Origin of the sequence: Actinomyces bowdenii (assembly GCF_017592395.1) — a bacterium.
Lineage (GTDB): Bacteria > Actinomycetota > Actinomycetes > Actinomycetales > Actinomycetaceae > Actinomyces > Actinomyces bowdenii.
Window position 1 is genome coordinate 100,587 of sequence record NZ_JAGFOU010000002.1, and the last position, 14,952, is coordinate 115,538.

At 73.0% G+C, this 14,952-nt stretch carries 13 protein-coding genes and 1 pseudogene; 8 read left to right on the forward strand and 6 right to left on the reverse strand.

Features of this window, described 5'->3' with window-relative positions; genetic code table 11:
• The first annotated feature begins 2 nt into the window (after positions 1 to 2).
• From J5X07_RS01570 to J5X07_RS01585, 4 genes are all read left to right on the forward strand, one after another.
• A complete protein-coding gene (locus J5X07_RS01570) occupies positions 3 to 683 on the forward strand; it encodes an orotidine 5'-phosphate decarboxylase / HUMPS family protein (protein ID WP_341769366.1) in 681 nt (226 codons plus the stop codon).
• Positions 680 to 1,567 (forward strand): L-ribulose-5-phosphate 3-epimerase, encoded by an 888-nt coding sequence (locus J5X07_RS01575; protein ID WP_124932712.1) that lies wholly within the window; start codon positions 680 to 682, stop codon positions 1,565 to 1,567. The genes J5X07_RS01570 and J5X07_RS01575 overlap by 4 nt, the downstream gene beginning before the upstream one ends.
• Before the next feature lie 88 nt (positions 1,568 to 1,655).
• Entirely contained in the window at positions 1,656 to 2,603 is a 948-nt protein-coding gene (locus J5X07_RS01580) for a sugar kinase (RefSeq protein WP_124932711.1), read from the forward strand.
• A 124-nt stretch (positions 2,604 to 2,727) separates the two neighbouring features.
• Complete coding sequence (locus J5X07_RS01585) at positions 2,728 to 4,125, forward strand: MFS transporter (RefSeq protein WP_208478446.1); 1,398 nt, start codon at positions 2,728 to 2,730, stop codon at positions 4,123 to 4,125.
• A 118-nt stretch (positions 4,126 to 4,243) separates the two neighbouring features.
• Here J5X07_RS01585 and J5X07_RS01590 read toward each other — a convergent pair whose 3' ends face one another.
• The 6 genes from J5X07_RS01590 to J5X07_RS01615 form a co-directional block, all read right to left on the reverse strand.
• On the reverse strand, positions 4,244 to 5,020 hold the full coding sequence (locus tag J5X07_RS01590; RefSeq protein ID WP_185731949.1) for an L-ribulose-5-phosphate 4-epimerase: 777 nt from the start codon (positions 5,018 to 5,020) through the stop codon (positions 4,244 to 4,246).
• A 420-nt stretch (positions 5,021 to 5,440) separates the two neighbouring features.
• Entirely contained in the window at positions 5,441 to 5,884 is a 444-nt protein-coding gene (locus J5X07_RS01595) for a hypothetical protein (protein ID WP_124932709.1), read from the reverse strand.
• 117 nt (positions 5,885 to 6,001) lie between these two features.
• On the reverse strand, positions 6,002 to 8,092 hold the full coding sequence (tkt, locus tag J5X07_RS01600; protein ID WP_208478447.1) for a transketolase: 2,091 nt from the start codon (positions 8,090 to 8,092) through the stop codon (positions 6,002 to 6,004).
• A 234-nt stretch (positions 8,093 to 8,326) separates the two neighbouring features.
• Positions 8,327 to 9,754 carry a flotillin family protein gene (locus J5X07_RS01605; protein ID WP_244924914.1) on the reverse strand — a complete coding sequence of 476 codons (1,428 nt, stop codon included), beginning with the start codon at positions 9,752 to 9,754 and terminating at the stop codon, positions 8,327 to 8,329.
• 102 nt (positions 9,755 to 9,856) lie between these two features.
• Entirely contained in the window at positions 9,857 to 10,354 is a 498-nt protein-coding gene (locus J5X07_RS01610; RefSeq protein ID WP_208478448.1) for a nodulation protein NfeD, read from the reverse strand.
• Positions 10,355 to 10,478: 124 nt separating this feature from the next.
• Positions 10,479 to 11,150, reverse strand: coding sequence for a hypothetical protein (locus tag J5X07_RS01615; RefSeq protein WP_124932706.1), 672 nt, complete (start codon positions 11,148 to 11,150; stop codon positions 10,479 to 10,481).
• Between the two features lie 245 nt (positions 11,151 to 11,395).
• On the opposite strand from J5X07_RS01615, the gene dhaK reads away from it, so the two are divergent.
• The 4 genes and pseudogenes from dhaK (at position 11,396) to J5X07_RS01635 (ending at position 14,918) form a co-directional block, all read left to right on the forward strand.
• Positions 11,396 to 12,403, forward strand: a complete 1,008-nt coding sequence (gene dhaK / locus J5X07_RS01620; RefSeq protein WP_124932705.1) for a dihydroxyacetone kinase subunit DhaK — start codon at positions 11,396 to 11,398, stop codon at positions 12,401 to 12,403.
• Positions 12,400 to 13,041 (forward strand): annotated as a pseudogene (dhaL, locus tag J5X07_RS01625) (dihydroxyacetone kinase subunit DhaL); the annotation flags it as partial. The gene dhaK and the pseudogene dhaL, both read left to right, overlap by 4 nt.
• A 186-nt stretch (positions 13,042 to 13,227) precedes the next feature.
• Positions 13,228 to 13,638: a dihydroxyacetone kinase phosphoryl donor subunit DhaM gene (gene dhaM, locus J5X07_RS01630; protein ID WP_208478478.1), complete on the forward strand. Its 411-nt coding sequence runs from the start codon at positions 13,228 to 13,230 to the stop codon at positions 13,636 to 13,638.
• 230 nt (positions 13,639 to 13,868) lie between these two features.
• A complete protein-coding gene (locus J5X07_RS01635) occupies positions 13,869 to 14,918 on the forward strand; it encodes an aldose epimerase family protein (protein ID WP_243896267.1) in 1,050 nt (349 codons plus the stop codon).
• Positions 14,919 to 14,952 lie beyond the last annotated feature (34 nt).

Sequence of the window (14,952 nt, forward strand, 5' to 3'; positions counted from 1 at the left end):
CAGTGAGCACCACGAGCACGAGCCCCGTGGCCACCCCCCGGCTCCAGATAGCCCTGGACACCACCGACCTGCCCAGCGCGCTCGCCCCGCTGCAACGGGCGGCGCCCCACATCGACATCATCGAGTGCGGGACCGTCCTCATCCTGAGCGAGGGGCTCCACGCCGTGCGCGCCATCCGGGCGCTGTTCCCGGGCAAGCCCATCCTCGCCGACATCCGCATCGCCGAGGCCGGCTCCAAGCTCGCAGCCCTGGCCTTCGAGGCGGGGGCCTCCATGGTCTCCTGCGTCGCCGGGGCCTCCATGGCCACCATCGGCCAGGTCTGCGAGGTCGCCTCCGCCCACGGCGGCGAGGTCCAGGTCGAGCTGGCCGACGAGTGGTACGACCCCCAGCGGGCCCGCGCCTGGCGCCAGGCCGGTGTCGAGCACGTCATCGTCAAGCGCTCGCGGGACCGTGAGGCCGGCGGCGACCTGTCCTGGGGCCCCGGGGACATGGAGCGGGTCGATGAGCTGGCGGGCATGGGCCTGACGGTGACGATCACCGGCGGGGTGGGGCCCGCGGACCTGCCCGCCTTCGCCGGGCGCCGGGTCGGCATCGTCATCTCGGGGCGGGCCATCGTCGGGGCCGAGGATCCCGGGGCGGCGGCCCGCGACCTGAGCCGGGCCCTGGCGCAGGTGTGGCCATGAGTGCCGCCGGCCTGCGGGAGGGCATCAGCCTGGGCATCTACGAGAAGGCCCTCATCTCCAACCCCCTGGCCTCGGGGCGGGACTGGAGGCGCTTCCTGGAGCAGGTGCCCCGCGCGGGCTTCTCCTTCCTGGACCTGTCCATCGATGAGAGCCCCCAGCGCCAGGAGCGCCTGGACTGGGGCCCGGCCCAGTGCCGGCGCGTGCGCGATGCCGCCGACGACGTCGGGACGGCCATCGGTGGGGTGTGCCTGTCCCTGCACCGCAGGATCGGGCCGGGCTCGGCCGACCCCGAGGTGCGCCGTCGGGCGCGCGAGGTGATGACCCGTGGCCTGGAGGTCTGCCACGACCTGGGGGCGCCGGTGATCCAGATCGCCGGGTACTACGCCTACTACGAGCAGTCCGGCCCTGAGGCCGAGCACTGGTACCGCCAGATGCTGGCCGACGCGGCGCCGATGGCGGCCCGCCTGGGCGTGGTCATGGGCATCGAGAACGTCGATGGCCATGATGTGACCTCCATCCGCAAGGCCGTCGAGCTCGTCCGCGAGGTCGACTCCCCCTACCTCCAGGTCTACCCGGACCTGGGCAACATCGCCGAGCAGGGCCTGGACCCCCGCGTCGAGCTGGCCGCGGGACGGGGGCGCATGGTGGCGATGCACGCCAAGGATGTGCGCCGCGGGCAGCCCCGGCGCGTGGAGATGGGGCGGGGCATCGTCGACTGGGACCTCAGCTTCCGCCTGCTCAAGGACCAGCGCTGGGCGGGCAGGCTGATGATCGAGATGTGGAACGACGACGCCCCGGACTCCCTGGAGCGGTGCCGTGCGGCGCGCGCCTTCATCGAGGGCCGTGCCCGCGGCGCCGGCATCGAGGTCCGCCCCGCGGCCTGACCGGCGCCCAGCCCGCCATCCGACAGCCACACACGCACTACGACTATTCACCGGTCCGGCCATGGGCCGCACGGAGAGGACAACGACAATGACGTACGACCTTTCGACCATCGGGGAGGGGCAGATCCGGCTCACCTGCGAGCACGGGGAGCGCCTGTCCACCGCACGATCCCTGCGCATGACCGCCGCGGGCTCGGAGGCCAATGTCTCGGGCCTGCTGGCCCAGCTCGGGCGCAGCACCGCCTGGGCCACCAAGCTGCCCCGCGGCGGGCTGTCCGAGCGCATCGCCATCGAGTACAGCGCCGTGGGGGTGGACATGTCCCACATGGTGCTGGCCGACGAGGGCAGGGTGGCCCTGTACTTCCTGGAGCCGGGAGAGTTCCCCCTGCCGGGCAAGGTCACCTACGACCGCCTGCACACCCCCTTCCGGGACATCACCCCCGAGGAGCTGGACTGGGACAGCCTGCTGGATACGCGGGTCGTCTTCCTCACCGGCATCACCGCGGCCCTGACGCCCGCCACGGCGCGGGTGGTGCGCTACTTCGCCGACGCCGCCCATGAGCGGGGCGTCCCGGTGGCCCTGGACGTCAACTTCCGCTCCCTGCTGTGGAGCGGGGAGCAGGCCCGTGAGGTGCTGGAGCCCATCGCCAGGATGTCCTCCATCCTGTTCTGCTCGCGCACGGACGCGGGCATCGTCTTCGGCATCCACGAGGAGGGGGAGGCGGCCTGCCGCGCCCTGCGCGAGCAGCTGGAGGCGCCCGTGGTCGTCTCCACCGACGGGCGCGCCGGCACCTACCTATCCACCCCCGAGGGCGAGCGGGTCTACGAGATCCGCTCGGTCCCCGTCCTGGACCGCCCCGGAGCCGGGGACGCCTTCGTGGCCGGTACCCTGCACGGCTGGCTCGACGACGACGTCGAGCGGGGCATCGAGATGGGCACCCGCGTGGCCTGCCTGGCCCTGACCCACCACGGCGACCTCACCCACATCTACCCGGGCGAGCTCATGGCCGGCCAGGGCACGGACATCGTGCGCTGAGCGCGCCACTGACCATCGCCACTGATCACCGGCACCGATCGCCGGCGCCGATCCCACCGGCGGGGGCCCGAGGACATGAGCCCCCGCTCCCACCCGACCCCCACCCACTCAGAGAGGTCCGCAGATGAGTACAGCACGCGCATCAGCCCTCACCAGTGCGCCCCAGGGCCGCACCGCCCCCGAGCAGATCGACAACCACCGTCTCACCGGTCACCAGAGATCACTCATCGGCATGGCCATCGTCGGCAATGTCTCGGAGTTCTTCGACCTGTTCCTCATCGGCTTCATCGTCAACATCCTCATGGAGACCCCCGGGTGGAGCCTGACCGGCTTCCACTCCGGCGTCATCCTGGCCGGGGCCGGCCTGGGCACCGTTATCGGCGCCATCGCCTGGGGCCGCCTGGCCGATATCTTCGGCCGCAGGCACGCCTTCGTGGCCTGCATCATCGTCCTGGTCGCCTTCACCGCGATCTCCGCCCTGACCCCGGTCAACGGCTGGATCCTCCTGGCCGTCATGCGCACCGGGGTGGGCATCGGCGTGGGCGGCCTGAACATCACCTCGGTGCCCTTCGTCCAGGAGTTCGTCCCCGCCCGGCAGCGGGGCCTCCTGGCGGGGCTGACCAGCGTCTTCATCCCCGCGGGCATCTTCCTGGGCGGGGTGGTCACCAAGTACTTCGGGGACGCCCTGGGCTGGCGCGGCCTCATCGCCGTGGGCTGCATCCCCATCGTCCTGCTCGCCTGGGCGCGCATCATCCCCGAGTCCCCGCGCTTCCTCCAGGCCCAGGGGCGCGAGCAGGAGGCCAAGGAGGCCTACGCCTGGGCCATGGAGATCCCCGTGGAGCAGGTGGCCGATCTGCCCGAGATCAAGGAGACCGGCTCGGCCTCCTACCGGGTCATCTTCAGCCGCTACCCCCGTCAGCTCCTGGTGGTGGCACTGGGCTCCTTCTGCTTCATCATGGGCTCCTTCACCGTCCAGTCCTGGGGGCAGACCCTGCTGGGGCAATCCTTCGGCTTCCACGTGGGCACGGTTGCCACGCTGTTCATGCTCGTGTCCCTGGGAGACCTGCTCGGGCGCCTGGGATCGGCCTGGATCTCCGACCGGATCGGGCGGCGCTGGACGATGTTCGGCTGCGGGATGATCGGCGGCGTGGGGGCGCTCATCGCCGCCCTGTCCACCCGGATGGTCCACGGCGAGGACGTGGGCATGGCCGGCTACGTCTTCTTCGCCGGCATCCTCATCATCATGACCTTCGGGGACGGGGCCTTCGGCATCCTCAACGCCTTCGGGGGCGAGCAGTTCCCCACCGAGGCGCGCTCGACCGGCCTGGGACTGGGCTATGGGATCGGGGCGATGGCCAAGGTGGTGGGCCCCTACTTCGTGGGGGCGCTCATCGGCTCGGCCGAGCTCAGCGCCCAGGTGGTCTTCCTGCCCTTCCTCATCTTCGCGCTCCTGCTGTTCCTGGGCGGATTCATCTACCTCTTCGCCAAGGAGACCAAGGGGGCCTCACTGGAGGACATCTAGGGCCGAGGCACGGCTGCGTCACTTCGCGGCAAGGGCGTCACGCAGCGAATGGGCGGCACCTGCAGGTGCCGCCCATTCGCTGCGCCGGCGCGCCCCGGCCGAGGGCCCACGGCCCCGCCTACTGGCCCCTCTGGCCGTAGACGTGCTGGTAGCGCTCGTTGAGGCTGTCGATCTGCGCCTGGTCGATGGGCACCGGCTCCCCGCCCTGCCGGGCGATGTGCACGGTGCGGGCCACCTCCTCGCACATGGCCGCGGCCTTGACCGCTGCCCGGGCGTCGCGGCCGATGGTGAAGGGGCCGTGGTTGGCCATGAGCACGGCGGGGGAGCGCGAGCCCGACAGGGTCTCGACGATGCCCCGGCCGATGGAGTCGTCACCGATGAGGGCGAAGGGTCCCACGGGGATATCCCCGCCGAACTCGTCGGCCATCATGGTCAGCACGCAGGGGATGGGCTCACGGCGGGCGGCCCAGGCGGTGGCGTAGGTCGAGTGCGTGTGGACCACGCCGCCGACCTCCTCCATATGCCGGTAGACGTAGGCGTGGGCGGCGGTGTCCGAGGAGGGGGCCAGGGAGGCAGGCGTGCCGTCCTCGATCTTGTCGCCCTGGAGGGTGCACACCACCATGGTGCTGGGGCTCAACTCGTCGTAGGAGACCCCGGAGGGCTTGATGACGAACAGCCCCGGGCCCTGGCCCCGGCCCAGGGGCACGCGCTCGGAGACATTGCCCGCCGTCCAGACCACCAGGCCCCAGCGCGGCAGCTCGGCGTGCAGCGCCGCAACGCGCTCGCGGGTGGCGGCCACCGCGGCCTGGACCTCCTCATCGAGCTCGGACAGGACGATCCTGCGGTCCTCCTCGTGGTCATTGCCGTTCTCGTTCTCGGGATGACTGCCTCCCACTGGCACTCCTTCGTCGTGGGTCCGCCTCGCGTCAATCACGCAAGGCCCGTCGAGGCCCTACCAGGGCCCTGCTCCGGGCCGCAGAGGGCAGTCGTGCCGCCCGCCGCCCTGGTGGGGATTCTATGAGGCGGGCGGCGGCCCGCGGCAGTCGCCGTTGAACGGGTGTGCGGGCAGGGTCATGAGGAGCAGCGGTGCTCAGGTCACGAGGGGCTGAGGGGCGGCAGAGATGCGGTGGAGGGCTCGGTGGGGAGCAGGAAGGTGCGACGAATGCGCACATCTGTGCGTTGGGAGTGCTCCCTGGAGGCGCTGGTGCCGAGTGCCCGCATCTGGAATGCGAGTTCGGGGTGCAGAATGCGAGTGCAGGGTCATCGCATTCTGCACCCCGAACTCGCATCGTGCGCGGGGGGCGACGCCCGCGGCCTATGGCTGCTGGCCGTAGCCCGGTCCGCCCTGGCCGTAGCCCGGTCCGCCCTGGCCGTAGCTCGTTGGCGGCTGGCCGTGGGTCTGGGCCGGCTGTCCGTAGCCGGTCCCGGCGCTGCTCTGGCCGTAAGCGGCTGCCGGGCCATAGCCGGCTTGAGGCGAGGGTCCGCCCTGGGGCAGGGGCGAGCCCATCTGGGAGGCGGACCGGGCCTCCTTCTGGCGCTGCATGCCCTCCGTATAGCGCACGCCGAAGACCAGCAGAGCACCGAGGCCCACAAGGAGGAGGCGGGTGAGGCCCCGGCCGGCTCCACCGTCGTACACAGTGGAGAAGACGAGCACGGCGACGACGGTCCACAGGACCACGGCACCGGCCACCATGGGCCAGAAGATTCTCGACTTGGGCGTCTTCCACGGGGACTGCTTGGCGTGGGGCTGCTCGGACAACGGACATCTCCCATCGGGCGGCGGGGCGGTCCCCACGAGTTTAAACACGGCTGTGGGGCCCGCGTCCAGTAGCGGGCCCCACAGCCGTAGGAGCGGGCGCCGGGGCCCGCGCCAGGATCAGGAGCGGCGGCGCTCCAGGGCGCGGCCCGCCACCGCCGCGACATTCTCCCCGGTGAAGCCGTACTCCTCGAAGAGCCGCGCAGCGGGGGCCGAGGCGCCGAAGTGGTCGATGGAGACCACGGCGCCGGCCTCGCCCACGATCTCGCGCCACCCCATGGCGATGCCCGCCTCCACTGAGACCCGCACGGCGTCGGCGGGCAGGACGGCGGCGCGGTAGTCCTCATCCTGCTCGGCGAACCACTCCAGGCAGGGGGCCGAGACCACGCGGGTGGGCGTGCCCTGGGCCTGGAGGATCTCCCGCGCCGCCACGGCCACGGAGACCTCCGAGCCGGTGGCGATGAGCACGAGCTCGGGGGCGGCCGGGGCGCCGGCGGCGTCAGCCGCCTCCACGAGGATGTAGGCCCCCCGGCGCACGCCCTCGGCGGCGGCCTGCGGCGAGGCGTGCACCGTCAGGTTCTGGCGCGAGAGGACCAGGCCCGCCGGCTCGCGATGGCGGCGCAGGACCTCCGCCCAGGCGGCGGCCGTCTCGTTGGCGTCCCCGGGGCGGACCACCGCCAGGCCCGGGATGGCCCGCAGCGCGGCCAGGTGCTCGATGGGCTGGTGGGTGGGGCCGTCCTCACCCACACCGATGGAGTCGTGGGTCCACACGAAGATGGAGCCCACCCTCATGAGGGCGGCCAGGCGCACCGCCGGGCGCATGTAGTCGGAGAAGACCATGAAGGTCCCCCCGTAGGCGCGGGTCAATCCATCCAGGGCGATCCCGTTGAGGATGGAGCCCATGGCGTGCTCGCGCACCCCGAAGTGGATGGTGCGCCCGTAGGGGCCGCCGCCATGGCTCGCGGCGAGCGAGGAGGGCAGGAAGGAGGACTCACCGGCCATGGTCGTGTTGTTGGATCCGGCCAGATCGGCCGAGCCGCCCCACAGCTCGGGCATCACGGGGGCCAGGGCGCTCAGCGTCTTGCCGGAGGCCGAGCGCGTGGCCAGGGACTCCCCGGGCTCCCAGCTCGGCAGCGCCTCCTCCAGGCCCGCGGGCAGCTCCCCGGCCCGCAGCCGCTCCAGCAGGGCCGCGCCCTGGGGGCTGGCCTGCCGCCAGGCCTCGAAACGGGCATCCCAGTCGCGGCGGGCCTCGGCGGCCCGCGCCGCCGCCTGCCCGCGGGTGTGGGCCAGGACCTCCTCGGGCAGCTGGAAGGCCTGCTCCTCGTCCAGGCCGAGCGCGCGCTTGAGCCCGGCGACCTCCTGGGCGCCGAGCTTGGCGCCGTGGGAGGACTCCTGGCCCTGCTTGGTGGGGGAGGGCCAGGCGATGATCGTGCGCAGGCGGATGAGGCTGGGGCGCGCGGTCTCGGCACGGGCCGCCTCCAGGGCGGCGTGCAGCGCCTCGTAGTCCTCGTGGTACTCGCCCCCGGCGCGCCAGTCGACGTCGAGCACCTGCCAGCCGTAGGCCTCGAAGCGGGCCGAGGGGTCCTCGGTGAAGGCGATGTCGGTGTCGCCCTCGATGGAGATGTCGTTGTCGTCGTAGATGGCGATGAGGTTGCCCAGCTCCTGGGTCCCGGCCAGGGAGGCGGCCTCGGCGGCCACGCCCTCCTGCATGCAGCCGTCGCCGACGATGGCGTAGACGTGGTGGTCGAAGACCGACTCCCCCGCGGGCGCCCCGGCGTCGAGCATCCCGTGCTCGCGGCGGGAGGCCATGGCCATGCCCACGGCGGTGGCCAGGCCCGCTCCCAGCGGCCCGGTGGTGGTCTCCACCCCGGCGGTGTGGCCGAACTCGGGGTGCCCGGGGGTCAGCGAGCCCCACTGGCGCAGCTGGCGCAGGTCCTCGACCTCCAGGCCGTAGCCGGCCAGTGCCAGCTGGATGTACTGCAGGAGGGAGGCGTGCCCGATGGACAGCACGAAGCGGTCGCGGCCCAGCCAGGCGGGGTCGGAGGGGTCCACGCGCATCTCGCGCTGGTAGAGAAGGTAGGCCACTCCCGCCAGGGAGATCGGGGTGCCGGGATGCCCGGAGCCGGCCTTCTCGACGGCGTCGGCGGCCAGTGCCTTGGAGATGGCGATGGCGCGGTGGTCGAGATCGGTCAGTAGCGGCTCAGCGGTCATACGGGCTCCTTGAAGCGGTGTCGGGGCCCGCGGCGGCAGGCCTGGATGATTCATCCTGCCCCGCGTCGCCGGCCGGGGCAACCATGCGCGCTCGTGGCGGAACGGCCCGTCGCGGGGAATAGGGAGCAGGCTCCGGCCCGCCGATCCCCGAACATTCGACAATTTGCATGAGATCGGCCTTCTCCAGCGCCGGAAAAGGCCGATCTCATGCAAATTGTCGAAGAGTGGGGAGGGTCAGGGCGCTGAGGGCCGGTCCCCGCCCTCTCCGCCGTCGCCGCCGTCCTGGGGCAGGAGGTGGCCCACCATGTCGGTCAGGCCCGTGCCCACCAGGCTGCGCAGCACGGCGTCGAGCTGGTCGACATTGCCGGCCACGGCCCTGGGCAGGGCGGAGGCGCCCTCGGTGGAGATGATCGACATGTCGCGGACGTTGCCCAGGGGCTCGCTCAGGGCCCGGGCGATCTCGGGCGCCTTGTCCAGCAGCATCTGGCGCGTGGCCGCCTCGCCGTACTTGGCCAGGGCATCGGCCTTGTCGCTCATCGCCTTGGCCTCGGCCTCACCGGCGGCGCGGATGGTCTCGGCCTCGGCCTGGCCCCGGGCGGCGATCGCCTCGGCCTCGGCGCGGGCGCGCGCGGCGGTCGCCCTGGCCTCGGCCTCGGCGCGGGCCACGGTGGCCTGCGCCTGGGCCTCGGCATCCAGCCGGGTGCGCTCGGCCTCGGCCTCGGCGCGCAGGAGGGCCTCGGTCTTGGAGGCCTGGGCCTCCTGCTCGCGCTGGTAGCGCGCGGCGTCGGCCGGCTTGCGCACCGAGGAGTCCAGTTCGCGCTCGGTCAGGGCGGCCTTGGCCTCGGCGGCCTCCTGCTCGATGACGGCGATCTCCCGCTCCTTGGCGGCGCGGGCCAGGGGGCCGGCGGAGTCGGCATCGGCCTGGGCCTTATCGGTCTCGGCCTTGAGCTGGGCGGCGCGCAGGGCCAGGTCCCTCTCGCGCTCGGCGATGAGCTGGCGGGAGGTGACCTCGGCGTCGCGGGCCTCGCGCTCGGCCTGGGCCCGGGCGATGCGGGCGTCCTTCTCCACGCGCTGCTGCTCGGGCACGCCCAGGGACTCGATGTACCCGCCGGCGTCGGTGATCTCGGAGACCTGGAGCATGTCGATCTCCAGGCCCATGTTGGCCAGGACCGACTTGGCGTCGTCGAAGACGTTCTTCTGCAGGGCATCGCGGTCGGAGATGAGGTCGGTGACCGTCATGTGGCCGATGATGGAGCGCAGCGAGCCGATGAGGGCCTCACGGGCCGAGTCGGCGATGGCCTGATCGGTGTTGGGCTTGCCCAGGAAGCGCTTGGCGGCGGCCCGCACCTGCTCGTCGGAGTCACCGACCTTGACGGCCGCCACGGCCGAGACATTGACGTTGATCTTGTTCTCGTCCTCGGCGGTGACCTTGAATCCGATGGTGGTCTGGGTGAAGGGCAGGTACTGGATGGACTGGATGATGGGCAGGACGAAATCGCGCCCGCCGGGGTGGATGATCTTGACCGCGCCCCGGTTGGATCCGGAGATGAGCCCGGTGAGGTTGGAGGGAACGACGACGACCCGCGTGAGCATGTAGGCGCCCAGGAGCAGGACGATGATGATGAGGGCTGCGATCGGCAGCACCACGGAGGAGTCGAGCACGGCTGGCTGTTCCTTTCGATGAGGGGATGGGGACTGAAAGTGGGAACGGTGCGGGGAGACTGCGGGGGCGCGGGGCTGGGACGGTGGGAGGTGCTGGGCGGCTCAGTCCTGCGACCAGGGGGTGATGAGGAGGGCGTCGTCCTGGTAGATGTCCAGGACCCAGGCGCTCTGGCCGGCGCTCAGCGGCTCGGGGGAGCGCGCCGCCAGCGTCAACTGGTGGCCGCGCGCCAGGGCCCGGACCTCGCCGGTGCCCTCCTTCCACCACAGGACGCTGACCTCCTGACCGACCAGCTCGGCGGCCGACGGCGGTGCGGCGTCCAGGGGCATGGAGCGCCGGAGCCGGGACCAGGCCCAGCGCGCGGCCCCGCCGGCGGCCAGGGCCAGGGCTGCGGGGGCGCCCCATAGCACGACGGCGGGGGCCCCGGGGCCCCCGCCCGCGGCGGCCTCCACGCCCATGCCCACGGCCCCGAAGACCGCCAGGGCGACGGCCAGGACCGGCAGCGCGCCGTCGGGCAGGAGCTCGTCCAGGGGTCCGTCCAGGAGGATCCCCAGCAGCAGGACGGCGCAGCCGATGAGGGTGCACCAGGCGAAGATGCTCACGGGTCCGTCCTTCTGCGGTGGCCCGGGCGGCCCCGCAGACGGGATTGTGCCACGCCCGGCCCGGGGCGGGGCGCCGGGCCTGCGGGGAGGACTCCCCGGTTCGGCGGTCCCGGCCCGGGCCGTGTCAGCCCAGGTCGAAGTGGGCGGGGTCCTGGCCCGCGTTGCGCAGGACGTCGGACAGGGGGCTGATGAGGGCCAGGCGGAAAGCGGGATCCATGCTCCCGGCACTGATGGAGCCCCAGATCTGCTCGGCGCTCAGGGGCGCGCTGGTGGGGTCCAGGTCCCGGCGCATGGCGGCCACCAGATCGGACTCCAGGCGGGCGTAGGCCATGGTGTAGGAGTCGGGCCATACGGCCTGGGGCCGCCGCGAGCGCAGGATGGTGAAGTTGCGCAGGGCGCGCTGGACCTCGTGGGAGGCCCACAGCATCGACTCCACCCGCAGGTGGTTGAGCGCCTCGTCGGCCGAGCCGATGACCGGCACGTGCCCGGGGCGCATGAGGTGGCGGTTCTCCTGGGCCGCCTGGTGGAGGAAGGCCCGGTAGAGCCGGGTCTTGTCAGCCATGACCCGCTCCTCCGAGGCGGTCCGCAACTGCTTGAGGGCGCGCTGCTCGCCGGCCTGGGCGCTGTGCGCCGCCGACTGCACCCGGCGCAGGCGCTCGATGCTCGCCCGGGAGATCCTGGAGGCCTCCCTGGCGGCGATCTCGGCCCGTGCCGCACTGCGGCCGGCCACGATGATGGCCACCAGGGCGATCGCCAGGCTCAGTCCGATCGCCGGTGCCACGACAAGCAGGTCCATGGGCCCATCCTGCCTGGCTCGGGGCCCCGGGGCATACCATCTCAGGCGCGAATGGGCCCCGATTCAGACACGGATTCCGAAAGCAGAAGAATCTGAGGGAATCCTGAAGCAGTCCTGAATCATCTCGGGGCCGGGGCAGGGCCGTGCTGCCCGCGGATTCTCGGGGCCTTTGCGCCTGCCGTGGCTCGCGGATCGCCGTCACGCCCCTGTGGCGGGCGCCGCCCCGGGCCGGTAGCGTCGTCCCCATGAAGAAGCTCATCGATTCCGCCGACACCGTGGTCGCGGACGCACTGGCGGGGATGGCCGCGGCCCACCCCCATCAGCTCGCCGTCGACCTGGACAACCGCATCATCTACCGCCGCACCCCCAAGGACGGGGGCAAGGTCGCCATCATCTCCGGCGGCGGCAGCGGCCACGAGCCCCTCCACGGCGGCTTCGTGGGCACGGGCATGCTGGATGCCGCCTGCGCCGGGGAGGTCTTCACCTCGCCGGTCCCCGACCAGATCGTGGCTGCCACCACCGCCGTGGACCGGGGCGCCGGCGTGCTGCACATCGTCAAGAACTACACCGGCGATGTCATGAACTTCGAGATGGCCGCCGAGATCGTGGACATGGAGTCCGGTATCGAGGTGGCCACCGTGGTGACCAACGACGACGTCGCCGTGGAGGACTCCCTGTACACCGCGGGCCGCCGCGGGGTGGGGATCACGGTCATGGTGGAGAAGATCGCCGGGGCCGCCGCCGAGGAGGGGCGCGGCCTGGCCGAGGTCGCCGAGATCGCCTCGCGCGTCAACGCCGCGGGCCGCTCCATGGGCATGGCCCTGACCTCCTGCACCGTGCCCGCCAATGGCAAGCCCTCCTTCGACCTTCCCGAGGACGAGATGGAGATCGGCATCGGCATCCACGGCGAGCCCGGCCGCCACCGCGAGCGGATCGCGCCGGCCGAGCGGATCGCCGCCCAGCTCATCGAGCCCATCCTGGCCGAGCTGCCCGAGGGCGAGGACGGCCACGGCGTCATCGCCATGCTCAACGGCATGGGGGCCACGCCGCTGCTCGAGCTCTACCTCATGCACGGCCACGTCGCCGAGCAGCTCGGGGCCGCGGGGGTCACGGTGGAGCGCTCGCTGGTGGGCAACTACATCACCAGCCTGGACATGGCCGGCTGCTCCCTGACACTGCTGCGCGCCGACGCCGAGATGCTGCGCCTGTGGGACGCCCCGGTTCTCACCCCCGGGCTGAGGTGGGGGGCATGAGCCGGGCGCCGGGCGTCGAGGAGCTGGGGCCCGCCGAGCTGCGGGCCTGGCTGCACGAGTGCTCCGCCCTGGTGAGCGCCCATGCCGAGGAGCTGACCGCCCTGGACGCCGCCATCGGGGACGCCGACCACGGCGCCAATATGAAGCGGGGGCTCAGCGCGGTCGAGGCGGTCCTGGAGGCGGGCAGCTTCGAGACCATCGGAGCGCTGCTGAAGAAGGCGGGCATGACCCTGGTCTCCACGGTCGGGGGAGCCTCGGGCCCCCTGTACGGCACCTTCTTCATGCGCATGGGGGCGGCCGCGGGGACGGCCAGCGCCTTGGACGCCCGGGGACTGGTGCGGGCGGTGTCCGCGGGCGTGGAGGGTATTGCCGCGCGCGGGCGGGCCACCACGGGGGAGAAGACCATGCTCGATGCGTGGAGCCCCGCCCTGGAGGCCCTCGGCGCCCATCCCGAGGACCTGGCGGCCGGCACCGCTGCGGCCGCCCGGGCGGCCGAGCAGGGCCGCCGGGCCACCGAGGCGATGATCGCCACCAAGGGGCGGGCCTCCTACCTGGCCGAGCGCTCCGTGGGCCACATCGACCCCGGGGCGGCCTCCACGGCCCTCATCCTCCAGGCCCTGGCCCGGGTCGTCGCGGGCGGTGGCGCCGCCGACGGCGATGCCGGCCCCGCCGCCCAGGGCGCGCCCGCCCCTGTCCCCGGCCCCGAGGAGGGCGGCGCCTGCCCGCAGGGCTCCGCAGGCCGGGAGGCGGCCGCCCCCGCCGCGGCACCGGCGGAGCCCGCGACGCGGGCACAGGCCTCCGGCACGACGGCGGCGCCTGCCGAGGTGGGCATCGTCCTGGTCTCGCACTCACGGGCCCTGGCGCAGGCGGCTGCCGATCTGGCCACCGGCCTGGTCGCCGGCCTCGACGTCGTCGTCGAGATCGCCGCGGGACTTCCCGACGGCGGCCTGGGCACTGACGGATCCGCCGTCGCGGCTGCCATCACCCGGGTGGCCCGGGGCGGCACCGCAGTACTGGTCCTGGCCGACCTGGGCAGCGCCATCATGAGCGCCGAGGCGGCGCTGGAGCAGCTGGATGCGCCGGTGGCGGCGCGCACGCGGATCAGCGCGGCGCCCTTCATCGAGGGGCTCGTGGGCGCCTACGCGGCGGCGGGCATCGGCCGCGGCCTGGAGGCCGTGGCCGCCGAGGCACTGACGGCGTCAGCGGCCAAGGAGGCCCAGATCGGGGCGTCGTGAACCCGGTGCCCGTCAATGGGCCCGGCGGCGGGCGGGGCGGAGGGGCCGGCGGGGGTCGAGCGGGTCGGGGATGGCTGTAGGATGAGGTGGCTCGGCCGGGCCCGTGCAGCGCATCGGAGGGCTGCACGGGCGCCCGGGCCGGCACGCGACCGTCCGCCGCGCCTTGCGGACCCCCGATCAACGGCAGACCGAGGGCCCGCAGGCGGGCCCCTGAGAAGGACCCTACCTACATGTCCCACATGCGCACCTGGCCATCGTCCCAGCCCGTCGCGAGCGGCGGCGGTACCGCGATCACTGCGGATACCGCAGGCGCCGTGGAGGCCGCTGATGAGCCGCAGGCCGGCATCAACGGCCGGCTCATCGACCTGGAGGCGGGGCCGTACCGGGCCCGCATCGCCACCTGCGGGGCCACCCTGGTCCACCTGCGGCGCTCGGGGCGCGATCTCGTCCTGCCCTTCGACGCGCAGGCCGCCCTGCCCGGCGGCTGGCAGGGCAAGGCCCTGGTCCCCTGGCCCAACCGCGTGGCCGGGGCCCGCTACACCTACGGCGGCACCCGGTACCTGCTGGCCTGCAATGAGCCCGAGACCGGCGCGGCCCTCCACGGCCTGGTGGGATGGAGCGACTTCCAGGTGGCCCGGCGCACCGGCGATGAGCTCATCCTGGTCCTGACCCTGCCCGCCTCCTACGGCTACCCGTGGACCCTGGGGATCCGGGTGCGCTTCACCCTGGATGCCCGCGAGGGCCTGCGCCTGAGCATCACCACGACGAGCCTGGGCGCCGCCCGCCCCGCCCCGGCCACCCCGGGAGCCCCTCAGGGGCGGGATGGCGCGCTGCCCGCCCCCTACGGCGTCTCCTACCATCCCTACCTCACCCGCTCGGTCCCCATCGACCAGTGCCACCTGAGCGCTCCGGGCCGGCGCGTCCTGGAGACCGATCCCGTGACCCTGGCCCCCGCAGGGGAGCGCGGCGTGGAGGGAACCGACTGGGACTGGCGCGAGGGCCGGCTGGTGGGCCCGACCTCCACCGACAATGCCTACCTGGGTCTGCCCGAGGGGACCTGGCAGGTGCGGCTGCGCGGGGGCGACGGCGAGGGCGCCGTTGTCCTGGAGGCCCAGTCGCCCTGGCTCCAGCTCTACACCGCCGAGCACCTGGGCCGCGCCGGGGTGGCGGTGGAGCCCATGACCTGCCCGCCGGACGCCTTCAACTCCGGGCGCGACCTCATCCTGCTGGAGGCCGGCCAGTCCCACGAGTTCCGGCTGCGCCTGTACGAGGAGGACTGAGCCGGCCCGGAGCCACGATCCCGAGTTTGCTGCA

Bases quoted from the DNA above. Each gene is read 5' to 3' on its own strand.
- tkt (WP_208478447.1), bottom strand. From the start codon at position 8,092: ATGACCGCTGAGCCGCTACTGACCGATCTCGACCACCGCGCCATCGCC.
- dhaK (WP_124932705.1), top strand. From the start codon at position 11,396: ATGAAGAAGCTCATCGATTCCGCCGACACCGTGGTCGCGGACGCACTG.
- J5X07_RS01585 (WP_208478446.1), top strand. From the start codon at position 2,728: ATGAGTACAGCACGCGCATCAGCCCTCACCAGTGCGCCCCAGGGCCGC.
- J5X07_RS01580 (WP_124932711.1), top strand. From the start codon at position 1,656: ATGACGTACGACCTTTCGACCATCGGGGAGGGGCAGATCCGGCTCACC.
- J5X07_RS01575 (WP_124932712.1), top strand. From the start codon at position 680: ATGAGTGCCGCCGGCCTGCGGGAGGGCATCAGCCTGGGCATCTACGAG.
- J5X07_RS01615 (WP_124932706.1), bottom strand. From the start codon at position 11,150: ATGGACCTGCTTGTCGTGGCACCGGCGATCGGACTGAGCCTGGCGATC.
- J5X07_RS01635 (WP_243896267.1), top strand. From the start codon at position 13,869: ATGTCCCACATGCGCACCTGGCCATCGTCCCAGCCCGTCGCGAGCGGC.